Origin of the sequence: Sphingomonas swuensis, assembly GCF_039538045.1 — a bacterium.
Lineage (GTDB): Bacteria > Pseudomonadota > Alphaproteobacteria > Sphingomonadales > Sphingomonadaceae > Sphingomicrobium > Sphingomicrobium swuense.
The window spans coordinates 1,152,620-1,175,527 of sequence record NZ_BAABBQ010000001.1; the positions used below are offsets into that span (position 1 = coordinate 1,152,620).

General features: G+C 68.7%; 23 protein-coding genes. 7 read left to right on the forward strand and 16 right to left on the reverse strand.

Annotated features, from left to right (window positions below):
* Positions 1-38 precede the first annotated feature (38 nt).
* Positions 39-1,826, forward strand: coding sequence for an aspartate--tRNA ligase (aspS, locus tag ABD727_RS05745; RefSeq protein ID WP_344708032.1), 1,788 nt, complete (start codon positions 39-41; stop codon positions 1,824-1,826).
* A gap of 3 nt (positions 1,827-1,829) precedes the next feature.
* Positions 1,830-2,444, forward strand: coding sequence for a hypothetical protein (locus tag ABD727_RS05750; protein ID WP_344706425.1), 615 nt, complete (start codon positions 1,830-1,832; stop codon positions 2,442-2,444).
* Between the two features lie 34 nt (positions 2,445-2,478).
* Here the strand turns inward: ABD727_RS05750 and greB are convergent, their stop codons facing one another.
* Both greB and ABD727_RS05760 read right to left on the reverse strand, forming a co-directional pair.
* Positions 2,479-2,988, reverse strand: a complete 510-nt coding sequence (gene greB, locus ABD727_RS05755) for a transcription elongation factor GreB (protein ID WP_344706426.1) — start codon at positions 2,986-2,988, stop codon at positions 2,479-2,481.
* 9 nt (positions 2,989-2,997) lie between these two features.
* Positions 2,998-4,956: a lytic transglycosylase domain-containing protein gene (locus tag ABD727_RS05760; protein ID WP_344706427.1), complete on the reverse strand. Its 1,959-nt coding sequence runs from the start codon at positions 4,954-4,956 to the stop codon at positions 2,998-3,000.
* Positions 4,957-5,051: 95 nt separating this feature from the next.
* Here ABD727_RS05760 and dapA point away from each other — a divergent pair, with 95 nt between their 5' ends.
* Positions 5,052-5,924: a 4-hydroxy-tetrahydrodipicolinate synthase gene (gene dapA / locus ABD727_RS05765; RefSeq protein WP_344706428.1), complete on the forward strand. Its 873-nt coding sequence runs from the start codon at positions 5,052-5,054 to the stop codon at positions 5,922-5,924.
* A gap of 31 nt (positions 5,925-5,955) precedes the next feature.
* Here the strand turns inward: dapA and ABD727_RS05770 are convergent, their stop codons facing one another.
* The 9 genes from ABD727_RS05770 to fmt all read right to left on the reverse strand — a co-directional run bounded on the left by ABD727_RS05770 (position 5,956) and on the right by fmt (position 16,638).
* The gene (locus ABD727_RS05770; protein ID WP_344706429.1) at positions 5,956-7,206 is read right to left on the reverse strand and encodes an N-succinylarginine dihydrolase; all 1,251 of its coding nucleotides are present in this window, start codon (positions 7,204-7,206) and stop codon (positions 5,956-5,958) included.
* The gene (locus ABD727_RS05775; RefSeq protein WP_344706430.1) at positions 7,203-8,219 is read right to left on the reverse strand and encodes an arginine N-succinyltransferase; all 1,017 of its coding nucleotides are present in this window, start codon (positions 8,217-8,219) and stop codon (positions 7,203-7,205) included. Before ABD727_RS05775 ends, ABD727_RS05770 begins: the two co-directional genes overlap by 4 nt.
* Positions 8,216-9,424, reverse strand: coding sequence for a hydrolase (locus ABD727_RS05780; RefSeq protein WP_344706431.1), 1,209 nt, complete (start codon positions 9,422-9,424; stop codon positions 8,216-8,218). Before ABD727_RS05780 ends, ABD727_RS05775 begins: the two co-directional genes overlap by 4 nt.
* A 107-nt stretch (positions 9,425-9,531) precedes the next feature.
* Positions 9,532-9,939 carry a hypothetical protein gene (locus ABD727_RS05785; RefSeq protein ID WP_344706432.1) on the reverse strand — a complete coding sequence of 136 codons (408 nt, stop codon included), beginning with the start codon at positions 9,937-9,939 and terminating at the stop codon, positions 9,532-9,534.
* Between the two features lie 65 nt (positions 9,940-10,004).
* Positions 10,005-12,617 carry an EAL domain-containing protein gene (locus ABD727_RS05790; RefSeq protein ID WP_344706433.1) on the reverse strand — a complete coding sequence of 871 codons (2,613 nt, stop codon included), beginning with the start codon at positions 12,615-12,617 and terminating at the stop codon, positions 10,005-10,007.
* Between the two features lie 163 nt (positions 12,618-12,780).
* A complete protein-coding gene (cysK, locus tag ABD727_RS05795; RefSeq protein ID WP_344706434.1) occupies positions 12,781-13,707 on the reverse strand; it encodes a cysteine synthase A in 927 nt (308 codons plus the stop codon).
* Complete coding sequence (locus tag ABD727_RS05800; protein WP_344706435.1) at positions 13,704-14,984, reverse strand: MFS transporter; 1,281 nt, start codon at positions 14,982-14,984, stop codon at positions 13,704-13,706. The genes cysK and ABD727_RS05800 overlap by 4 nt, the downstream gene beginning before the upstream one ends.
* Before the next feature lie 5 nt (positions 14,985-14,989).
* Positions 14,990-15,742, reverse strand: coding sequence for a tRNA pseudouridine(38-40) synthase TruA (truA, locus tag ABD727_RS05805; protein WP_344706436.1), 753 nt, complete (start codon positions 15,740-15,742; stop codon positions 14,990-14,992).
* On the reverse strand, positions 15,739-16,638 hold the full coding sequence (gene fmt / locus ABD727_RS05810; protein WP_344706437.1) for a methionyl-tRNA formyltransferase: 900 nt from the start codon (positions 16,636-16,638) through the stop codon (positions 15,739-15,741). The genes truA and fmt overlap by 4 nt, the downstream gene beginning before the upstream one ends.
* 48 nt (positions 16,639-16,686) lie before the next feature.
* Between fmt and recR the strand changes: the two genes are divergently transcribed.
* The 4 genes from recR to ABD727_RS05830 all read left to right on the forward strand — a co-directional run bounded on the left by recR (position 16,687) and on the right by ABD727_RS05830 (position 18,897).
* On the forward strand, positions 16,687-17,283 hold the full coding sequence (recR, locus tag ABD727_RS05815) for a recombination mediator RecR (RefSeq protein ID WP_344706438.1): 597 nt from the start codon (positions 16,687-16,689) through the stop codon (positions 17,281-17,283).
* Between the two features lie 2 nt (positions 17,284-17,285).
* Positions 17,286-17,870, forward strand: a complete 585-nt coding sequence (locus ABD727_RS05820; protein ID WP_344706439.1) for a hypothetical protein — start codon at positions 17,286-17,288, stop codon at positions 17,868-17,870.
* Between the two features lie 61 nt (positions 17,871-17,931).
* Complete coding sequence (locus ABD727_RS05825) at positions 17,932-18,381, forward strand: EF-hand domain-containing protein (RefSeq protein WP_344706441.1); 450 nt, start codon at positions 17,932-17,934, stop codon at positions 18,379-18,381.
* Positions 18,382-18,480: 99 nt separating this feature from the next.
* Positions 18,481-18,897, forward strand: coding sequence for a BLUF domain-containing protein (locus tag ABD727_RS05830; RefSeq protein ID WP_344706442.1), 417 nt, complete (start codon positions 18,481-18,483; stop codon positions 18,895-18,897).
* A 3-nt stretch (positions 18,898-18,900) separates the two neighbouring features.
* On the opposite strand, the gene trmFO is transcribed toward ABD727_RS05830, so the two are convergent.
* From trmFO to ABD727_RS05855, 5 genes are all read right to left on the reverse strand, one after another.
* Positions 18,901-20,235 carry a methylenetetrahydrofolate--tRNA-(uracil(54)-C(5))-methyltransferase (FADH(2)-oxidizing) TrmFO gene (gene trmFO, locus ABD727_RS05835; protein WP_344706443.1) on the reverse strand — a complete coding sequence of 445 codons (1,335 nt, stop codon included), beginning with the start codon at positions 20,233-20,235 and terminating at the stop codon, positions 18,901-18,903.
* A gap of 20 nt (positions 20,236-20,255) precedes the next feature.
* Positions 20,256-20,717: a hypothetical protein gene (locus tag ABD727_RS05840; protein ID WP_344706444.1), complete on the reverse strand. Its 462-nt coding sequence runs from the start codon at positions 20,715-20,717 to the stop codon at positions 20,256-20,258.
* Entirely contained in the window at positions 20,714-21,724 is a 1,011-nt protein-coding gene (locus ABD727_RS05845; RefSeq protein WP_344706445.1) for an SRPBCC family protein, read from the reverse strand. Before ABD727_RS05845 ends, ABD727_RS05840 begins: the two co-directional genes overlap by 4 nt.
* 35 nt (positions 21,725-21,759) lie before the next feature.
* Positions 21,760-22,128, reverse strand: coding sequence for a hypothetical protein (locus tag ABD727_RS05850; RefSeq protein ID WP_344706446.1), 369 nt, complete (start codon positions 22,126-22,128; stop codon positions 21,760-21,762).
* A 78-nt stretch (positions 22,129-22,206) separates the two neighbouring features.
* The gene (locus ABD727_RS05855) at positions 22,207-22,761 is read right to left on the reverse strand and encodes a GbsR/MarR family transcriptional regulator (protein WP_344706447.1); all 555 of its coding nucleotides are present in this window, start codon (positions 22,759-22,761) and stop codon (positions 22,207-22,209) included.
* Positions 22,762-22,908: the final 147 nt, after the last annotated feature.

Sequence of the window (22,908 nt, forward strand, 5' to 3'; positions counted from 1 at the left end):
ATTTCCCCTACTCCGACAGCCTTGTGAGCGAACCAACCATGCACGCCTATCGCACCCATCATTGCGGCCAGCTTCGCCAGACCAACGTGGGCGAGGAAGTGCGCATCTCCGGCTGGGTGCATCGCAAGCGCGACCATGGCGGCGTGCTGTTCGTCGATTTGCGCGACCATCACGGGCTGACCCAGGTCGTCGCCGACAGCGACAGCCCCGCGCTCGCCGTGCTCGAGCGGCTCCGGGTCGAGAGCGTCGTCACCATCGACGGGTCGGTCAAGGCGCGTGCCGAGGGAACGAGCAACCCCAGCCTGCCGACGGGCGACATCGAGGTCTATGCCCGCGGGATCACCGTTCAGAGCCAGGCCGCCGAGCTTCCGCTGCCGGTCGCCGGCGAGCAGGAATATCCCGAGGAGATCCGGCTCAAATATCGCTATCTCGACCTTCGCCGCGAGCGGCTCCACGCCAACATCATGCTCCGCTCGAACGTCATCGCGAGCATTCGGCGGCGGATGGTCGAGCAAGGCTTCACCGAGTTCCAGACCCCGATCCTGACCGCGTCGAGCCCCGAGGGTGCGCGCGACTATCTGGTCCCGAGCCGGGTCCACCCGGGCAAGTTCTACGCGCTCCCGCAGGCGCCGCAGATGTTCAAGCAGCTGCTGATGGTCGCGGGCTTCGACCGCTACTTCCAGATTGCGCCCTGCTTCCGCGACGAGGACGCCCGCGCCGACCGCAGCCCCGGCGAATTCTACCAGCTCGACTTCGAGATGAGCTTCGTCACCCAGGACGACGTGTTCAACGCGATCGAGCCGGTGCTGGCCGGCGTGTTCCGCGAATTCGCGGGCAAGCGCCAAGTCACCGAGGGTGCCTTCCCGCGCATCCCGTACAAGGAGTCGATGCTGAAGTACGGCAACGACAAGCCCGACCTGCGCAACCCGATCATCATTTCCGATGTCGGCGAGCACTTCCGCGGCAGCGGCTTCGGCCTCTTCGCGGGCATCATCGAGAAGGGCGGCTTCGTCCGCGCGATCCCGGCGCCGAGCACCGCCGACAAGAGCCGCAAGTTCTTCGACGAAATGAACGACTGGGCTCGCGGCGAGGGCTATGCCGGGCTCGGCTACGCCACCCGCAAGGGCGGCGAGTGGGGCGGACCCATCGCCAAGAACCATGGCACCGAGGGCATGGACAGGCTCGCCGCCGAACTCGGCCTCGGGCCCGACGACGGAATCTTCTTCGCCGCCAGCGGCAAGGAGCTGGAAGCGGCCAAGCTCGCGGGCCATGCGCGGACCCGCGTCGGAACCAGCCTCGGCCTGATCGACGAGAACCGCTTCGACTTCTGCTGGATCGTCGACTTCCCGATGTTCGAATATGACGAGGACGCCAAGAAGGTCGACTTCAGCCACAACCCCTTCTCGATGCCGCAGGGCGAGCTGGAGGCGCTGGAGACCAAGGATCCCTTGGATATCCTCGCCTGGCAGTATGACATCGTCTGCAACGGCGTCGAACTGTCGAGCGGCGCGATCCGTAACCATCGCCCGGACATCATGTACAAGGCGTTCGAGATCGCCGGCTACACGCAGGAGCAGGTCGACACCAACTTCTCGGGCATGATCAACGCCTTCAAGTTCGGCGCGCCGCCGCACGGCGGTTCGGCCCCGGGCATCGACCGGATCGTCATGCTGCTCGCGGGCGAGCCCAACATCCGCGAGGTGGTGGTCTTCCCGATGAACCAGAAGGCCGAGGACCTGATGATGAACGCCCCCGCCTTCGTCACCGCCAAGCAGCTCAAGGAACTGTCGATCAAGGTCGTTGGCGAGGCGGCGCAGCACGGCTGACCCTTGCCAGACTGGTATCGCAACACCGAGTGGAATGACGAGGTCGCCGCCGGCTTCGACGCGAAGCTGGCACGGTCGCGGGGCCAGCGAAGCCAGTATCTGCGTATCCAGGGGTCGACCCTGAAGGACGTCGACCCGCGAGCGGCGATAGAGCTGTTCCGGCGCTGCATCGGCGAGGGCGATCCGCTCACGATCGCTCATGCCATGCTCGACATGGCACATGCCCACTATCGCCTCGGCCATGTCGGAGAGGCGCTCGACACCCTGGAAGCGCTGCTCGATCAGCAGCAGCGCGAGCCGCGCCACCGCACCAGCGCGGCCTTCGAATATCCCTTCCTCGTCGCTCTCCATGACGAGCGGCAGCGCTTCGATCGGGCGTGGGCGGTGCTCCAGGAAGGCGAACCCGCTTTCCTCCCCGACATGATGTTCGAGGTCGAGGCCGCGCGGGCGATCCTGCACGATGGCCGCGGTGAGCGGGAAGCCTCGACCACGGCGGCCCGCCGCGCGCTTGGGGCGTCTGCCGAGCAAGGCTGGATCCCGGGCTTTCCAGACGTGGGCGTGGTGACCGATTCCGAGCACCCGCTGATGCAAAGGTTGCGTGGGCTGGCCGGTGATTGAAATCGCGGTCGGCGCTTCCCCTATGGCGACGAGATCAGGACTCTGACCCGGCGGAGCGAGCTGCCTCGGGGTAGCTGATCGCCAGCACCTCGTACCAGCGCTCGCCGGCGGGGAGGCGGACGGTGCGTTCCTGGCCGACTCGGGCGCCGACGAGGGCCTTGGCGATCGGGCTTAGCCAGCTGATCTGGCCGGCCGAGGCGTCGGCCTCGTCCTCGCCGACCAGGGTCAGGATGCGGCGGGCGTCGTCCTCATCGGCGAGCTCGACGGTGGCGCCGAAGCGGATCACGTCGCGGTCGGGCTGGCTTGCCGGGTCGACCACCTTGGCGTTCTTCATGACCTTGCTGAGATAGCCCAGCCGCCGGTCGATCTCGCGCAGCCGCTTGCGGCCGTAGATGTAGTCGCCATTTTCCGAGCGATCGCCGTTGCCCGCTGCCCAGCTGATCGTCTCGACTAGCTTGGGCCGCTCGGTCCCGAACAGTTGCTCATATTCCGCGCGGATGCGGGCGAAGCCGTCGGGGGTGATGAAGCGGGGACGATCACTCATCCCCGGCCCTTAGCCGAGGCGCGGCTTGCCGAGGAAGTGGCTGAGCTGGCGCGGCGGCGTGGTCGCACGGGCGTTCAAGCGATCGTAGACGACCGTGTTCTCGAGCACGCGCTGGACGTAGCCGCGGGTCTCGGTGAACGGGATGTCCTCGATCCAGGCGACGATGTCGGCGCCCGGGCGGCGCGGATCGCCATTGTTGCGGACCCATTTGCGGACGTTGCCCGCGCCCGCATTGTAGCTCGCCACCGCAAGCACGTAATTGCCTCCCCATTGGTCGAGCAGCCGGCGGAAGTAGGACGAGCCGAGCATGACATTGTAGGCAGGATCGCTGGTCAGGCGGCTGTAGTCGTAGCCATAGCCGAGCTTGCCTGCCTGCTCGGCGGCGGTGCCGGGCATCAGCTGCATCAGCCCGCGCGCGCCGGCATGGCTGACCGCGCCGCGGTCGAACGAACTTTCCTGGCGCGTGATGCCGTGGGCGATGCTCCACAGATAGGCCTCGCTCGCCGAGACGTTGAGCGTCGGATAGGCCTGGCGGACGTAGAAGGCGTTGCCATCGTTGCGGGCCGAGCGCGCGGTCCACACGGCGAGGTCCTGCCGGGCAAGCTGCGCGGACAATTCCATCGCCATGACCCGCTCGGCATCGCCGGTAAGGTTCTCGCTCAGCGCGCGGATGAAGAGTGCCTGCTCCTCGGCGCGACCCTGGCTCTGGAGAAGGCGGATCGCGCGGACCAGCGGACGGTTGGCGAAGGCGGCGCGCTGGGCGGGCGTGACCGCCGCCTGCGGCATCATCTGCGGGACCGGGATGGCACGGCCGAGCCGCTCGTGGGCAAGCTGGCCGTAGAACAGCTCGGGGCTCGCCGCGGCCTTGGCGAAGTGGGCGGTGGCGGCCTGATACTGGCCGGCCTGGGTCGCGGCACGGCCGGCCCAATAGGCACCCTTGGACGTGACCTGGAGCGAGCGTCCGCCTTCGGAATAGCGGTCAAACAGCGCCATCGCCTCGGCCGGGCGGTTGAGGCTGCGATAGGCGAGCGTCCCGGCGAGCCAGGTGAGGTTGGTATATTCGTCGCGAACCGCGAGCGGCTGGCTGGTCAGCACCGTTCCAACGGGGAGCGCATCGTCGACTTGGCGGGCGATCTCATAGGCCTGGGTGATCGCGCCCTCGGCCGCGGCTTCCTGCGCGACGATCCGCTTCAGCTCGTACCACTTGGCCGCATCGACCGGCAGATAGGTAAAGCGGTGCGGGCGGGCGAGCAGCTGGCGCGCGGCGCTGTTCCAGGTCGCGGCGCGAAGGTAGCGCGCGCGGTCCTGCATCAGCCCCGCATCGCTGGTCACCTGCGCGCTCACCGCATTGTAGTAGGTCTCGGTATCGGGCGAGCGCTGCTGCATCGCGATCCGCGCGGTGAAGGCCGGGCGCCGGGCGGCACTGGCCGAGGCTAGCATCCGCGCGGCGTTCACCGCATCACGATCGATCAGCAGCCGGTCGATCCGGCGATCGTGGTCGGCGCTGGTGAAGCTGGCACCGAACCGCTGGTAGAGCGCGATCTCGTCCATCGCCGAGAGACCGCTCGCACTCCAGGCCGAGCGTGCGGCGGCGAGCGCCTCGGCGGCGCGGCCCTGCGCGGCATAGGCGTCGGCCAGGCGGGCAAAGCCGTTCGCGGTGGCCGGCGGCGCGGCTCGAAAGAAGGCGATGACGGTGGCCGGATTCTCGCCCGGCTGCATCGCCCGCTCGGCGTTGCGGCGAAGCGTCGTCGCGCCGGGGAAATCGGGATAATAAAGGAGGAAGCGGGCATGGTCGGCGAACGACCAGTTGCTCGACGCTCGAAGCCGCCGCCAGTCGGCCAGCGCGGCGCTGACATCGCCTGCCGGCGCATAGACGGGCGCGTAGGTCGGGGTCGCCGGAACCAGCTGCGCCGAAGCGCCGGTGCCGAGCCCGAGGACCAGCGGAAGAAGATAAGCCACTCGTCTCATGCTGGACAGTATCGCTCCCTAGTCCTTATCAGCGCCTGAACGCACGGGACCCGGTGATGATAGCGGTCCTTCGCCAAAGAAAAGAGGTCAGGGCCATGTTCTCCGGGTCGATCCCCGCACTCGTGACACCGTTCACCGCAGGCGAGGTCGATCTCGCCGCCTTCCGCGACCTCGTCGACTGGCAGATCGCCGAAGGATCGAGCGGGCTGGTGCCGTGCGGGACGACCGGCGAAGTGCCGACGCTGTCGGACGAGGAACATGCCGCGGTGGTTGGCGCCACGGTCGAGGTCGCAAACGGACGGGTCCCGGTCATCGCCGGCTGCGGCAGCTATTCGACCGCGTCGAGCCTCAGGAGGATGAAGGTCGCGAAGGAGCTCGGGGCCGACGCGGCACTGGTCGTCGTGCCTTATTACAACAAGCCCAGCCAGGCCGGCATCGCCGCCCACTTCCGCGCGCTGGCGGAGGGCTGCGACCTGCCGATCGTCGTCTACAACGTGCCCGCGCGGACAGTCGCCGACATCTCGGTCGAGACGCTGGCCGAGGTGGCGACGCTGCCGTCGGTGGTCGGGATCAAGGATGCGACCGGCAATCTCGCGCGCGTGACGGCGCAGCGGCTGACCTGCGGCGAGGACTTCTGCCAATTGTCGGGCAACGACGACATGGCGCTGGGCTTCAACGCGATGGGCGGGGTCGGATGCATCTCGGTCACCGCCAATGTCGCGCCGAGGCTGTGCGCCGACCTCCAGGCGGCGACGCTCGAGGGGCGGTGGGACGAGGCGCGGACGCTCGCCGACCGGCTCTACCTGCTGAGCGACGCGATGTTCGCCGATGCGTCGCCGGGACCGGCCAAATATGCACTGGGCAAGGTCCGCCCGGGCTTCCCGCAGGAACTCCGGCTGCCGCTCTTGCCGGCGAGCGAGGCGGCGCGGGCGAAGGTCGATGCGGGCCTGAAGGCGGCAGGGCTGTAGCACCCGTTCGCCTGCAGGCGAATTTGCAGGCTCAGATCAGTTCGCCGAGCCCGCACGCTTCCATCAGCGCCGCGCGCGCGGCTTCCACGTCGCGGATGAGCGCCGGGTTGCCGAGGTCTTCGACCGCGATCTGCTCGGGCCAAGTGCGCGCCACCACCTCGCCGAGCCGGTCGAGCTTAGCCTCGTCGACGAGGAAGCGGGGATCGACCGTGGCGGGATCGCAGACCACGCGCAGGCGGAGGCAGGCGGGACCGCCGCCATTGGCCATCGACTGGCGGACGTCGACCACCCGGACGTCGCGGATCGCGCCGTTGCCGGCGAGATGGCGCTGGAGCCAGCCCCACACCGACGGCGTCTCGCGCGCTTCCTCGGGCACGATCAGCGTGGTGCGCCCGTCGGGCGTGGTGACCAGCTGCGCGTTGAACAGGTAGGAGCGGATCGCGTCCTCGAGGCTGACCTCGGCGGCAGGGACCTCGACATGCTCGAGCTCGGGGAAGCGGGCTTCAAGCTCGGCGAGAAAGGCGTCGCGCCCCTCGAAGGCAAGCTCGTGCGAGAAGAGCACGCGCTCGTTGGCGACCGCGACCACGTCATTGTGGAAGGCGCCCGCGGCGATCGCCTCCTCCGACTGCTGGACGAAGAGGGTGCGCTCGGGGGCGAGCCGGTGGAGCCGGGCAATCGCCTCGCACGCCTGGCGGTGCTGGCGAGCCGGGAAGGGGCCGCCGGTCACACCGTAGACAAACAGCTCGAGGCCCGGCGCGTCGTGGCGGGCCGCGAGCCGCATGTGGTTGGCGGCGCCCTCGTCGCCGAAGGTCGGCGGGACAGGGCCGTGGACCGCGAAGGCCGGGTCGGCGAAGGCGAGGCGAAGCTGGGCGAGGGTCGCCACCCACTCGTGGCTGCGGTGCGCCATGGTGCGCAGGTTGGCGACCGTGAGGTGGGTCCGGTCATCGGCGGTATCGGGCGCCGGGCTGACCGTCGCGGCATTGGCGGCCCACATCGCCGACGCGCTCATCGCATTGGCAAGAAGCGCCGGGGAAGCGTCTTCGGGGGCGGTGCCGAGCTCGGCGAGAAAGGCGCGGGCGGGGCGGGGCTGAGGCAGGAAGATGCCTTGGACGAGGCCGAGCCGAAGGTTGGCGCGCATCTTCTCCAACCCCTGGAGCGCGGCGGCGCGGGGGAAGCTCAGCTGGCCGAGATTGCGGGCCGAGGCGAGGTTGCCGAGGCTGAGCCCGCCATAATTGTGGCTCGGGCCGACAAGCCCGTCGAAGTTGATCTCGACCAGGCTCATCGCGCGACCGCCATGACTTGGGCGCCTTCGTCGATCCCGAGCAGCTCGGCGGACTCGCGCGTGATTCCGATCTTGCGGCGGCCGATGCGCTTCACCTCGGCGCGAACGCAGCGGAAGTCGCGCAGGCGGCCGGCGGCGAGCAGCATCTTGACCTTGCCGCCCTCGCCGATCTCGGTGACCGTCTCTTCGGTGCTTTCGCGAATGGTGCGGATCTGATCGGTCGGGGCAGTGACGGTCGGGCCGCCGTCGAAGATGTCGACGTAGCGGTCGAACACCAGTCCCTCCTCCTGCAGCATGCGGAGCGCGGCGCGGCCGGACGGGTGGGGCTGGCCCATTACCGCCTTCGCGCTTTCCGGAAGTAGCGAGACGTAAATCGGGGTCTTGGGCATGAGGTCGGCGATGAACTGGGTCCCGTTGACCGCATTGAAGCCGTCCGCCTCGGGGAAGGTCATGTCGAAGAAGCGCCCGGCAAGCGCGTCCCAGAAGGGCGAATTGCCCGCCTCGTCCATCACTCCGCGAAGCTCGGCGAGCAGCCGGTCGCCGAAACGCTGGCGGTGGGCCTTGATGAACAGGTAGCGGCTGCGCGCGAGCAGCATGCCCCAGCCGCCGGCGCGAAGCCCCGGGTGGAGGAACAGCCCGCCAACCTCGCTCGAGCCCTCGAGGTCGGTGGTGAGCGTCAGCATCTGGTTGCGGAAGGTCTTGCCGAGCTCGGGGCTCCACTGGGTCAGGGTGGAGAGGTGGTAGGAATAGAAGGCCTGGGTCACCCCGACCTGGCCGAACACCTGGCAGGTGCCGCGGATGATCCCGGCCGCGGGATCCTCGAGCACGAAGATGTAGCAGTCGTTGCCCTGCTCGTCGGCTTCCTTGTCGAACGCGACCTCGGACTTGGACAGCTTCTGGACGAGGGTCGCCTTGTCGGCGGGGAGGTTGGTGAAGCCGCCGCCGGTCAGCTTGGCCATCTCGTAGATGGCGTCGAAGTCGTTCGGGGTGGCAGGGCGAATGCGGAAGCTCATGCGGGACCTTGGGCTAGGCGGGCGATGACGAGGGCCGACAGTGCGGCACGCTCGGGGAGGGACTGCGAAATCATATATTCGGCGGCCGAGTGGATGGCGCCGCCGCGCACCCCCATGGTGTCGACCACGGGCACGCCGCAGGCGGCGATGTTGTTGCCGTCGCACACCCCGCCCGAATCCTTCCTGCCGATGGTCTGCCCGAGGTCACGGCCAGCGGCGGTGACCAGCGCGAACAGCTGCTCGGCGGCGGCGTCGAGCGGCTTGGGCGGCCGACCGAAGCCGCCATGGGCGTGGATGGCGACGTCGCGGGCGGCGACGACCTCGGCGACCGCCTGCTCGATCGCGGCGCGGGCGACGGTCTCGAGCTCGGGGGTGCGGGGGCGCAGGTTGACACGGAGGATGGCGAGGTCGGGGACGACGTTGTTGGGCGAGCCGCCGTCCAGCCGGGCGACATTGACGCTGAGGCCGTCGCGGCGGAGCTGCTCGAGGCGCAGTGCGAGGTCGGCGGCGGCGGTGATCGCGTTACGCCCGTCCTCGGGGTTGCGCCCGGCATGGGCCGAGCGACCGGTGACGTGGAAGGAGAAATTGCCCGAACCCGGGCGGGCGCCGGCAAGCGTCCCGTCGGGCAGTGCCGAGGGCTCGTAGGTGAGCGCGGCGCGCTTGCCGCGGGCGGCGGCGGCGATCAGCGGCGCGCTGCTCGCCGAACCGACTTCCTCGTCGCTGTTGACCAGTACCTCATAGCCGATCCGATCGCGGCCGGGGTGGTGCTCGATCGCCCGGAGCGCGGCGAGCATGATCGAAAGCCCGCCCTTCATGTCGGCGACCCCCGGGCCATTGACGGTGCCGTCGGGCAGATCGGTCAGCGCCTGGAAGGGATGGTCGGCGCCGTAGACCGTGTCCATGTGGCCGGTCAGCAGCAGCTGGAGCGGAGCGTCCGGCCGGACCGACAGGCGGAGGTGGCGACCGTGGGCGATCTCGGCTGTCCGCCCGGCGGGATCGATCGCGGTGACCGGCGCGGGCGCTTCGAGCGTCAGCGCGCCGGGAAGGCTGGAGAAGGCGTCGGCGAGGGTCGCCGCCATCCGCTCGAGCCCGGGCAGGTTGGCCGAGCCGCTGTTGATCGCCGCCCAGGCGCGGGTCTGCTCGAGCATCGGCGCGGCAGCGGCCTGTTCGACGAGGTGGCGTTCTACGCTCGACAGTTCCCCCATGGCTGGCCCTTAGCGGGGCCGCGTGACGAAGGCGAGGGGGTGGCGCAGGCAAACAAAAAGCCCCGGCGGTGAGGCCGGGGCTGATTGATTCAGCGCTGAGCGTGGGCTCAGGCCGGGCTGACCGGAGCGCCGACGATGACGTCGTCGTCATCGCTGCCGCCGAGGATCAGCGCCGCGAGGCCGGCGATCACGCCGAGGCCGATCAGGAGCGGGACGACGTTGAAGCCCGAGGCGGCGACCGGCGCCACGACCGGACCGACCGGAGCCTGCTCGACCGGAGCAGCGACCGGAGCGTCGACCTGCGGCAGGACGCAGCCCGGGGCGGCGCCCTGAGCAGCGGTAGACACGGCGGCACCGCACAGCGCCTGGCTGCTGCTCTGCGACGCGAACGCCGAGAGGGCTGCCCACGGGCTGTAAGCCGGGGTCTGCGCCTGGACGGCGGCGGATGCGGGCGCACTGACGGCCAGGGTGGCCGCGCCGACGACGGCAGCAAGACGAGCTGCAACGAACTTCATGTACTTATCTCCGAGCCTGTTCAGGCGGCCAATGCCCAATAATGTCATGTTTGCCAACCCTTAGTTTAACCTTGCCCCGCGGCTTTCTGGACATACCAGGGTTGCAGCATGGTGACATCGTTGGCCTTGGTCGGCCTCGGGGCAAGCCGCGCAAGGTCGAATTGCTTGTCGAACTGGACCCCGAAGCGGTTGCGCTGGGCCCAGCGGACCATGCCGGTGACCGGCCCGACCCCGACGATGTCGATGGTCATTGGCTTGCCCGGTGTGACCGGGTGGACACACTCGACGAGCGTCCCCATCGCCGAGATGTTGCGCAGCCTGACTTCGACCACGCGCCCCTCGAGCGCGATCAGCGCACGGCGCATCAGCCGCTGGCGCGGCTCGCGAAGGCACTGGTGTCCGTCCGCCTCGACCGAGCTGGCGCTGGCGAGGTCGGTCGCATCCTCGAGCGCCGAGGGACGTCCGAAGATGTAGCCCTGGATCTGGCTGACCCCGAGGTCGCGCATCAGCTGGAGGTCGTCGTGGGTCTCGACGCCCTCGGCCACCGTGTCCATGCCGAGGCTTTCGGCAAGCGTCACGATGGCGCGGATGATCGCGGCGTTGCGGCTCGAGGTGGAGGCGGCGCCGCGGACGAAGCTCTGGTCGATCTTGATCTTGTCGAACGGCGCCTTCTTCAGATAGCCGAGCGATGAATAGCCGGTGCCGAAGTCGTCGAGCGCGAGGCGCACGCCAAGCTCCTTGAGCCGCGCGAAGGTGCCGTCGGTCACGTCGCTGTCGGCAAGGAACACGCCCTCGGTGATCTCGAGCTCGAGGCGGGAGGGGCGGATTCCGCTGCGCTGGAGCGCAAGGCCGACGGTCTCGACGATCTTGGGATCGTTGAACTGGATCGGCGACAGGTTGACCGCGATCCGGACATGGTCGGGCCACTCGCGGGCGGCATGCACCGCCTGCTCGAGCACCCATTCGCCGAGCTTGCCGATCATCCCGCATTCCTCGGCGAGGGGGATGAAGCGGGTCGGCGAGATGTCGCCCTGCTTGGGGTGCTTCCAGCGGACCAGCGCCTCGAAGCCGGCGACTTCCTCGCCCGCGGCACGGACCACCGGCTGGTAGACGACCGAAAGCTCGTTGCGCTCGAGAGCGCCGCGAAGGTCGTTCTCGAGCAACTGCCGCTTGCTTGCCTCCGAGTGCATCGAGGGCTCGTAGAAGCAGTGCTTGCCCCGGCCGGCCGCCTTGGCGGCATAGAGGGCGAGGTCGGCATTGCGGATCATCGAATCGGCGCAGGAGCGGCCGGGATCGCCGATCGCGATCCCCAGCGAGGCGCCGATCGTCACCCGGTGGCCATCGAGCATGTAGGGCCGCGAGACCTGTTCGATCAGCGTCTTGGCGAGGCTTTCGAGGAGGCCGATGTCGACGGTGCCGGGGAGCACCGCCTTGAACTCGTCGCCGCCGAGCCGACCGATCTGGCCATGGTCGCCCATCACCGACTGGAGCCGCTGCGCCACCTGCTTGAGCAGCGCGTCGCCGGCGGGATGGCCGAGCGTGTCGTTGACGTTCTTGAAGCGGTCGAGGTCGATCAGGAACAGCGCGCATCCGCGCTGGCGGTGGGCGGCGTTGCGAAGCCCCTCGTCGAGCGTCTGGCGCATCATCGCCCGGTTGGGGAGGCCGGTCAGCGAATCGAAGCGGGCGAGACGGCTGATCTCCTGTTCGGAGCGGCGCTGCTCGGTGAGGTCGGTGCCGATCCCGCGAAAGCCGAGGAAGCGGCCGTTGTCGTCGAAGATCGGGTTGCCCGAGAGCGACCAGTGGACGTCCTGGTCGCTGGCCGGGCGGACCACCACGTCCGAGAAGGGGAAGCGCGCGGACAGGTGGAAACCGAGCGTGCGCTCCTCGCGGATCGTGTCGCCGCTGCCGTTGTCGACCGAAAGGAGATCGGTGAACTGGCGGCCGAGCAGCGCTTCCGGCTGAGTCTTGAAGTCGTCGGCGAGCTGCTGGCTGACGTAGGAGAGGGTGCCCGCGGCATTGGTTTCCCAGAACCAGCCACGGCCGCTGTTCTCGAATTCCTCGACGAAGTTGAGCGCCTTCTTGGCCTGCCAGTCGAGCGCCAGGCGTCGGCGGCTGCTGGCGAGCATGTGGCGGGTTATGACGGTCGAGTAGGCCGCGGTGGCGAGGCCGAGCAGCGGGATCGCCGACTGCAGCAGGGGATCGTCGGAGAAGAGATTAACCCCGACCGTCGCAAGCAGCGCATTGATGATCGCGGCTGGCGGCGAGCCGATGCTGAGCATCGCCTTGACCGCGAGCCCGGCGCCGAGCGCCAAGGGCAGGAAACTGGTGTCCTGGAGGCCGGCGTAGGCCGCCGTTCCGAACAGCATCCACATGATTCCGGTTGAGGCGAACCACAGGAGGACGAGGCGCGCGGTCGACACCGGGGAGACGCCGAGCTGCTTGCGGAAGGCGAGCAGCAGGCCGGCCGCGCCGTCGAGGACGATCGCGATCAGGACCGGGGCGAGCGCCATCAGCAGCGCACTGAAGTCGAGGTTGGTGCGCTCGCGCATGACGAGGATCAGGCCGACCACCAGGTGGGTCCCCGACAGCAGCATCGGCGCATAGGCCCACATGGCGATGCGCTTGGATTGAAGCGTGAAATCGTCGTCGCTCTCCGGCGGGAGGACGTCGAACGTCATCGCCTCCCGAACGGAAGCCCGGGACGCCTTGGGGCTCCCTGCACTACCGATGTCCACTCTGGTGCGACGCATGACTGGTCCTTGCTCTCCCCCCGAGCAGGACCAGTTATCTCCACGCGAGTTAACGCTTTGTCACATTCGGAGGATTAATCCTCCAATTACCTCATTCCGGAAGGAAATCGGGCACCGACAGGTAGCGTTCGCCGGTGTCGTAGTTGAAGCCGAGCACCCGCGGATTGGGCCCGAGTTCGGGCAGCTTCTGGGCGATGGCGGCGAGCGTCGCGCCCGAGCTGATGCCGACGAGGATGCCTTCCTCGCGCGCCGAGCGACGGGCCATTTCCTTGGCATCCTCCGGAGCGACCTGGATGACCCCGTCGAGCACGTCCATGTCGAGGTTGGTCGGAATGAAGCCCGCGCCGATGCCCTGGATCGGGTGCGGCGAAGGCTGGCCGCCCGAGATGACCGGCGACAAGGTCGGCTCGACCGCGAACACCTTGAGGTTGGGCCAGCGCTTCTTGAGCTCGCGTCCGACAGCGGTGATGTGACCGCCGGTACCGACCCCGGTGATCAGCGCGTCGAAGCCGCGATCATCGTCACCGAAATCGGCGAGGATCTCGGGCACGGTCGTCTGCACGTGGACGTCGATGTTGGCCGGATTGTCGAACTGCTGCGGCATCCACGCGCCGTCGGTCTCCGCGACGATCTCCTCGGCACGGGCGATCGCGCCCTTCATCCCCTTTTCGCGCGGGGTGAGGTCGAAGGTGGCGCCGAACGCCAGCATCAGGCGGCGGCGCTCGAGGCTCATGCTTTCGGGCATGACGAGGATCAGCTTGTAGCCCTTGACCGCGGCGACCATCGCGAGGCCGACGCCGGTGTTGCCGCTGGTCGGCTCGACGATCGTTCCGCCGGGCTTGAGCTTGCCGTCGCGCTCGGCGGCCTCGATCATGGAGACCGCGATACGATCCTTGATCGAGCCGGCCGGATTGGACCGCTCGGACTTGATCCACACCTCGGCATTGGCGTCGAACAGGCGATTGATGCGGATGTGCGGCGTCTTACCGATGGTGGCGAGAATATTGTCGGCCTTCACGCGGGTTTCTCCTCTTGAAGAGCGTTGGCGAGCACCTCTGGAGGCGGGTCGAAGGTCTTCGCCCGCCGAAGTTCCGGGAAGAGATAGGACCAGCCTCCCGCAATTACGATGGCAGCGCCGCCGCCGGCGACCACCGCACCCACCGGACCGAGCAGCGCTGCGGCCAGACCCGATTGCAATTCGCCAAGCTCGTTCGAGGCGCTGATCGCGAGCCCGCTGACGGCCGACACCCGCCCGCGCATCATGTCGGGCGTATGCAGCTGGACGAGGCTCGAACGGACATAGACGCTGAGCATGTCGGCCGCGCCGAGCAGGGCGAGAATGACGAGGCTGAGCACGAAATTGTCCGACAGCCCGAACGCGATCGTCAGGGCGCCGAACGCGGCGACGCTCCACAGCATCTTGATCCCGACATTGTGTCGGAGCGGACGGATGGCGAACAGGCCGGCGACCAGCGCCGCGCCGATCGCCGGGGCGCCGCGCATGAGGCCCAGCCCCTCGGTCCCGACATGGAGGATGTCGCGCGCGAACACCGGAAGCATGGCGGTCGCGCCGCCGAGCAGCACGGCGAACAGGTCGAGCGTGATCGCACCGAACAGGAAGCGGCGGCGACGAACGAAGGTCAGGCCCTCGATCATCTGCCGGATCGGATGGAGGTTGGCGGTCATCGGCGGCGGCATGATCCGGCGCACGGGGGTGAGCAGCAGGATCGCGCACAGCATCAGGCCGGTCGCCGCCCAGTAAGGCAAAGGCGCGCCCACGGCGTAGAGGAAGCCCCCAAGCGCCGGACCGGCGACCGAGGCCGATTGCCAGGCGATGGAGGAGAGCGCGATGGCCTTGGGCAGGAGCTCGGGCGGGACGATGTTGGGCGCGATCGCCGACATCGAAGGCCCGACGAACACCCGCGCCACTCCATGGAGGGCGGCGAGGGTGAAGAGCAATGGGAGGTTGAGCACCTCGGCATAGGTGACAAGGCCGAGCGTCAGCGCGACCAGCATGTCCACCGCGTTCGCGCAGCGGGCGACCGTCCGGCGCTCGAAGCGGTCGGCGGTCCAGCCGGCGACGGGGGTCAGCAGCGCCAGCGGCACGAACTGCACCGCGCCGAGCAGCCCGAGCATCAGCGACGCTTCGCGGATGCTCATCCCATAGTCGGCGCGGGCGGTATCGTAGACCTGGTAGCCGATGATCACGACCATCCCCATGGTCGCGAGCACCGCGAAGAAGCGCGCCAGCCAGTAGAGGCGGAAGTCGGCGATCTGCAGGGGCGAGGTGGGCATCGTGCTCAAGCGGCTGGGCTCTCGTAAAGTGCCTCGGCGAAGTAGAGGCCTTCGGCCGGGGCGTTGAAGCCGAGCGCGGCGCGGTCGCGGGCGTCGAGCGCGGCCTTCATGTCGGCCGGGGTCCACTGGCCGAGGCCGACCATCGACAGGCAGCCGACCATCGAGCGGACCTGGTGGTGGAGGAAGGAGCGCGCAGCGGCGTGGACGTGGACCTCCTCGCCGATCTGCTCGACGTCGAGGCGGTCGAGGGTCTTGATCGGGCTGTCGGACTGGCAGTGGGCCGAACGGAAGGTGGTGAAATCGTGCAGTCCGACGAGGTGCGCGGCGGCCTCACCCATGGCGGCGGCGTCGAGCGGCTTGGCGATCCGCCACGCCCGGCCGCGATCGAGCGCGATCGGGGCACGGCGATTGCTGATCCGGTAGAGGTAGCGGCGGCCGAGGCAGGAGAAGCGGGCATGCCAGTCGTCGGGGACCGGCTCGGCCGAGAGGATCGCGATCGGAGCCGGGCGGATGAGCGCGTTCAGTCCCTCCGCCAGCCGGTGGCCGCTCAGCTCCTTGGCGAGATCGATATGCACCGCCATCGCCAGCGCATGGACTCCGGCGTCGGTCCGCCCGGCCGCGTAGGCGGTGACCTCCTCGCCGGTCATCCTGCGGGCTGCCTGCTCGAGCGCGCCCTGGACCGATGGGCCATGATCCTGGCGCTGCCAGCCCATGAACGGCGCGCCATCCCATTCGAGGATCAACTTCCAGCGGGTCACGCGAGGAGGGTACCCGGAGCGATCGGGAAACCGCGGAGAAGTTCGGCGGTCGGCATCGTCCGGCCGCCGGCGCGCTGGACCAGCGTCGGCCGGATCGCGCCCGATCCGCAGGCGACGGTCAGCGCATCGTCGAGCACGGTGCCGGGATCAGCCGAACCCTCGGTGAGGTCGGCGGCGAGCAGCTTCACCCGCTCGCCCGCGACCTCGAACCAGGCGCCCGGGGCCGGGTTGAAGGCGCGGACCTGGCGCTCGATCTCGGTCGCGGGTCGCGACCAGTCGATGCGCGCCTCGGCCTTAACGATCTTGGGGGCATGGGTGACGCCGTCGGCAGGCTGGACACGCGGCGGGGAAGGGGAGGCGAGTTCCTCGACCATCAGCCGCGCGCCCATCTGGGCGAGTTCATCGGTGAGGTCGCCGACCGTCTTGCCCGCCACCGGCGTCTGCCCGACGCGCAGCATCGGCCCGGTGTCGAGCCCGGCCTCCATCTGCATGATGGTGACTCCGGTCTCGGTGTCCCCCGCGAGGATCGCGCGGTGGATCGGGGCCGCGCCGCGCCAGCGCGGGAGCAGGCTCGCATGGACGTTGAGGCAGCCGCGCGCCGGCGCGTCGAGGATCGGCTGGGGCAGCAGCAGCCCATAGGCCGCGACGACCGCCGCCTCGGCGCCGAGATCGGCGAAGGCCTGCTGCTCCTCGGGCGAGCGAAGCCGCTCGGGCGAGCGCACGGGCAGGCCGAGCGCCTCGGCCCGCAACTGGACCGCGGTCGGCTGGGGCTTCTTGCCGCGCTGGGCGGGGCGGGGCGGCTGGCAGTAGACCGCCGCAACCTCGTGGCCAGCGGCGACCAGCGCGTCGAGCGTCGGCACCGCGAAGGCCGGTGATCCCATGAAGATGAGCCGCATGGCGCGGCGCTATGGCCTAGGCCGCGCGAAATTCCTACATGCCTCGCCATGGCATCACAGGAGATCGAGGCATTGTCGGGGGCGCTGGCCCGCCTTCCGGGGCTCGGTCCCCGCTCGGCGCGACGCGCGGTGCTCCACCTGATGAAGAAGCGCGAGGGCGCGCTCGAGCCGCTGCTGCGGGCGCTTCAGACCGTGTCCGAGCGGCTTTCGACCTGCTCGATCTGCGGCAATGTCGACACCAGCGATCCCTGCACCATCTGCGCCGACCCGCGCCGCGACGACAAGAGCCTGTGCGTGGTCGAGGAAGTCTCGGACCTTTGGGCGCTCGACCGCTCGCGGCTGTTCCCCGGGCGCTTCCACGTCCTCGGCGGTCGCTTGAGCGCGCTCGAAGGCGTGCGGCCCGAGGATCTGTCGATCGAGCCGCTGCTGAGGCGGGTGGAAGCCGGCGGAATCGACGAGGTCGTGCTGGCAATGAACGCCACGCTCGAAGGCCAGACGACCGCCCATTATCTCGCCGAACGGCTCGAGCGCTTTCCCGTTCGCCTGACCCAGCTTGCGCATGGTTTGCCGGTCGGCGGCGAGCTCGACTATCTCGACGAGGGCACGCTGGCGCAGGCGCTTCGCGCTCGCCGCCCCGTTGCCTGAGCATGCGCGATCGCGACCTCGTCCGGCTGCACTGGCCTGAGCCGCTGCGGGCTGCCTTCGACGCGCTGATGGCGCTCGACGACCGACTGGCCGAAGTGGCGCTGGGAGCGAGCCAGCCGGCGCTCGGCGCGATCAAGCTGGCCTGGTGGCGCGACCAGCTCGTCGTGCTCGACACCCAGAAGCCGCCGCCCGAGCCGATCCTCTCCGCCGTGGCCGGTGAAGTATTGCCCCTTGGCCTGAGCGGCGCGGCACTGTCGCGACTCGCCGAAGGCTGGTCGGGGCTGCTCGATGAAGAGCCCGACCCCGCGCCGCGCGGGCAGGCTTTGTTCACCCTCCTTGCACGGCTGCTCGGCGAGCAGGAGGCCCCGGGCGGCGAGGCCTTCGCCCGTGCCGACCTTGCCCGACGCACGGGTGAGGCAGGGTGGCTGAAGCCGGTCCGGCTCGAGCGCGCGGCACCGAGGCTCCGGCCGGTTACCGCGCTCGACGCGCTCGGTGCGCGCGACCAGCGGCGCGGCTGGCCCCCCGAGCCCGAAGCTACGCCCGGACGAAGCTGGGCCCTGCTGAAGCACCGCCTGACGGGTCGTTGACTCTCCGTTACGATCGCGTGAGAAAGGTGCCGCCGGATCGATGCGCTTGTGGAGGTCACACATGACCCGCCTCGTTGTCGGTGGCATCGCCGCTGTGCTGCTGCTGTCCGGTTCCGCCATCCTCTTCGCCAGCAACGCGTCCGAGCCGACGCTTCCGCCGCCGCCCCCGGCCCGGGTCGCCGCCCCGCTGGTCGCCGCGGCCTCGCCGACCCTGTCGGTCCGTTCCCCGCTGTCCGCCAGCCCCAGGTCGCGCGAGGAGAAGCGCTTCGCCCGGGCCGACAAGGACGACGACGGCCGGGTCACCTCGAACGAACTGTTCGAGCCGCGCCGCAAGGCCTTCGCCAAGCTCGACAAGGACGGCAGCGGCAGCCTCAGTTTCGAGGAATGGGCGACCAGGACGGTAGACAAGTTCGCCAGTGCGGACCTCGACCGCTCGGGCTGGCTGACCCCGGCGGAATATGCGCTGACCGCTCCCAAGGCACCGAAGCGCAGGGCGGTGTGCAGCTGCTAACGCCTTGATCCGGGCGGACAACAGTCGTCCGGATTTGAAATTCGGATGGTCGGCCGTTATCTAGGTGCCACGACCCTTCCGGGTCCGGAAGGTTCGTTCATGCAGTTCAAGTATCTCGCGTACACCAGCCTCGCGGCGCTCGACATGGATGAGCAGCAGCTCATCGCCATCCACGACAGCGCCCGCGATCTCAACGGCCTCGACGGCATCACCGGGCTGCTGATCCACAACGGGACCCACTTCCTGCAATGGATCGAAGGTCCGCCGCAGGCGGTCGACGACCTCGTCGAGCGACTCCGCCGCGATCCCCGCCACAGCGGCTTCGAGGTCCGCGACGAGGGCGGAGCCGAGGAACGGATGTTCGGCCACTGGTCGATGAACCTCGTCCGGGTCCGAAGCCAGGTGCTGCTCGCCCGCGAGGACGTGACCCAGGCGCTTCCCGAGGCGCTTCCGCCCGCCATCCGCGACCGCATCGCCGCGATGGTCGAGCGGATCAGCGAGGACGTCGCCGGCTAGGCCTCAGGCCGCCGCCGCGTTCTCCTGCCCGCACGACGCCAGCCATTCGCCGAAGGCCGCGCGCGCCCGGTCCGTGTAGGCCTTCTTGCGGTCGGCCTTGCGGACCTTCTCGGGTGGCGGGGGCATCAGTCCGAAATTGACGTTCATCGGCTGGAAGGTCGCCGCGACCGCGTCCCCGGTGATGTGGCCCAGCAGGGCGCCGAGCGCGGTCGTGTTGGGCGGCGCGGGAAGGCTCGCGCCACGCGCTTCGGCGATGGCGAAGCGGGCCGCGGCAAGGCCGATGGCGGCGCTCTCGACATAGCCTTCGCAGCCGGTGATCTGGCCGGCGAAGCGGATGTTCGGCCGGCTTTTCAGGCGAAGCTGGCGGTCGAGCAGGTCGGGCGAGCGGATGAAGCTGTTGCGATGAATCCCGCCGAGCCGCGCGAATTCGGCCTTCTCGAGCGCGGGGATGGTGCGGAAGATCCGGACCTGCTCGGCGTGCTTCAACTTGGTCTGGAAGCCGACGATGTTCCACAATGTGCCGCTGGCATTGTCCTGGCGAAGCTGGACCACGGCATAGGGCCAGCGGCCGGTTTTCGGATCGTCGAGGCCGACGCCCTTCAGCGGACCGAAGCGCAGAGTCTCTGGGCCGCGCTCGGCCATCACCTCAATCGGCATGCAGCCCTCGAAGTAGGGCGTGTCCTTCTCCCACTCCTTGAACTCGGTCTTTTCGCCCGCGTTCAGCGCCTCGACGAAGGCGTGATACTGCTCGCGGGTCATCGGGCAGTTGATGTAGTCGTCACCGCCCTTGTTCCAGCGCGCGGCCTTCCAGGCGATGTCCATGTCGATGCTGTCGCCATGGACGATCGGCGCGATCGCGTCGAAGAAGGCGAGGGCGTCGCGGCCGGTCTCGGCGGCGATCGCCTCGGCCAGCGCAGAACCGGTCAGCGGGCCGGTGGCGATGATCGCGGGATGGTCGGGCAACGCGTCGATCCGCTCGCGCACCACCTCGATGTTGGGGTGGGCGGCGATGGCCGCGGTGACTCCGGCCGCGAAGACCTCGCGGTCGACGGCGAGCGCCGAGCCGGCGGGAACGCGGGTGCGGTCGGCCTCGCGCAAGATCAGCGAGCCCATCCGGCGCATCTCCTGGTGGAGCAGCCCGACCGCATTGCTCTCGGCATCGTCCGAGCGGAAGCTGTTCGAGCAGACCATCTCGGCCAGTTGGTCGCTGTCGTGGGCGGGCGTGCTGTCGCCGCCGCCCCGCATTTCGCTGAGACGGACTTTGAGGCCGGCTTCGGCCAGCTGCCATGCGGCCTCGGACCCGGCGAGCCCGCCGCCGATGATGTGAATATCCTGCATGACCGCGCCCTTAGCGCCGTTCAGGCGCGAGGCGAAGGCCGTTCGAAGCGCCAGCAGATGGCGGCGCAGATTGCGCCGGGGAGTGCGAAGACCATGGCCATCGCTGCCGCGAACTCCATGTCCGGCATCGAGGGCATGGCGAGCAGGACGAGCAGGACGAGCGGTGCCGGCAGGATGAACCCCATTGCGATCCAGGCAGCACGGCTTCCGGCAGCGGGATCGTAATTCTCCAGTGCAAGCATCAGCGCGGTGCCGACCCCGGCCGTGACGAGGGCGGGGAGGAAGCCGAACAGAAGCGCGAAGGCGAGAATCAGGGGCACTATGCCGATGCTTGGCGCGTCGAGCGGAACCTTGCCTTCAAGCAGGCTCGCGCCAATCGAGAGAAGGAGAAACTCCAGCGCGACCAGCGGCCCGCCGAGACAGCCCGTAAGGATGATTCCGGTCCCGCGCCGCTGGGTCGGGCGATCGAGGTAGCCGCTCATCCGATCACCCGCTGCGCCTGTCGGGCATTGGCCGCCCGCTGCTCGACCAGCGCCAGCAGATTGTCGTGGAGGTCGCCGAGGAACAGCTCGCCCCACCACTCGGCATAGGCGTTGACCGGGGTACGCATACGGTAACGGGTGGTCAGCGTGACCCGGGTGCGGCGGGGTCCGAGCGGCTCGAGCACGTAGCCGCCGCTCGCCACCTTGAAGTGCGGCGAGTCGGGCAGGAGGTGGCGATCGGTCATGTCCCAGCCGCGAAAGTTGTCGAAGTGGAACTCCCAGCCGATCGCGCGGCCGGGACGCCATTCGGTGATCGTTTCGCGGAACGCGATGCCATGTTCCCAGCGCGCCAGGCGGACGGCGCCGAGCCCCTGTCCGACCAGCCGGGCACCAAGCGGGCGGGGAACTCCGATGAGGTCCTGCGAGAGGTTCCAGCGACCTTCCCCGGGCGCGACCCTATTGATCCCTTCGAGCAGCGGCCACAGCTCCTCGGGGCTGGCGGCGATCACCGCCGAACGGCTCACCTCCGCTTCATCGATCGGCAGCGGGATCATCGGCTCGATCAGCATGGCGGCAAGCGGAAGGGTCACGAAGGCCGCGCAATAGGTTTTCCGCTCCTCGACCGGCCGGCGACGGAGCCGGTGGACGATCCACGCGCCAAGGAACATTGCGGGCATCCACAAGGGCAGCAGCATGAGGATGCAGATGACACCCTCGCGCAGGACCAGGACCGACACGCCGACCAGCAGCGCGCTGAACAGCAGGATGACCTTCGCGTAATAGGACCAGGGCTGGTGGCCGGGCAGGTCGGCGAGGAGACAGATCAGCGCCGCCAGCGCCACGGGGAGCAGCAGGAGGAAGCTGAAGCTGATCAGCCCGCCCGAGGTCGTGCTGTCGATCAGATAGTAGATGCCGAGGGCGAACCCGCCGACGATCAGCAATGCGGAGAGCAGCGCCCGGAGCCGCGCCTTTCTGTCCGTGGCTTGCTCGTCCCTGTCGGCGTTCATGGCTGCTCTCCTGCGCTGGCGGCGCGGGTGGGGGATCAGGCGGCGAGGGGCTCCATGGCCAGCCACTGGTTAACTTTGCGACCGAAGCGGGCGATCGCCGACATGTTGAAGAAGTGCATTCCGCCGAGCACGAGGACGGCGAGGCCGACCTTGCTCGACAGGAAGCGGATCGCCTCGGGCCAGGTCGCGGGCTCGCGGCCGAGGCTCAGCGTCAGGGTGATGAAGCCGATGTTGACGAGGTAGAAGCCGACCACCAGCAAGTGATTGGTCGAGGTCGCCAGTTCGTCGTTCTGGCCGAAGCACTGGACGAGGAAGACCTTGCCATTCTTCGACAGCGTACGGGCGACCCAGACGGTGATGCCGAGGCTGATCGCGAGATAGAGCGAGTAGCTGATGATGACCATGATCTTGTTCCTCTTCTTCTGACATTTCTGAAGATTGCGAACGTGAATGGCGTGGCAGTACGGCGTCGCGTTGCCGGACTAGGGGTGGGTGGGGTCCTTTCCGCTGCCCGGGATCAGCCGGGCGACCTTTGCGCCGAGCTTCATCAGGGTGACGAGGGTCGGCTTGGGCAGCTTGCGCACCTGGTCGTACCAGTTGCCGAGCGTGCCGATGAATTCGTGCATCCGGACGATCCGCTCGCGCACCTGCGGCGGCGCGGCGGGATCGTTGCGGAGCTTCTCCGCCAGTTCGGCGAGGAGCGCCACGGTCGGGTCGATCTCGCGCCGCTTGCGCTCTGCGGCGATCTTGAGGAGCATGTCCCACAGGTCGGTGTCGGCGACAAAATGGTCGCGACGGTCGCCCTCGACATGAACCCGGCGGACGATCCCGTACCCCTGAAGCTCGCGCACGGCGGTCGAGACATTCGAGCGGGCAAGGCCGAGCTGGTCGACGATCTCCTCGGCGTGCATCGGCCGGTCGGAGAGATAGAGCAGCGCATGCAGCTGCGCGACCGAGCGGTTCACCCCCCATTGCGTACCCATCTCCCCCCAGTGGAGGATGAAGGCCTTTGCGTCCGGATGGTCGATGATCTGCATGACAGCCATTTCTGTAATGACAGAAACGGATGAACGCAAGCGTCTTGTTCCTGCGGGAGCAGGAGACCAAAGGTTTTGTCCGTCTCTTTCCGCGTTAAGGAGGCATCGCACCCGAGCGTTCGCCGCGATCAGAGCGCCTGTGAATAC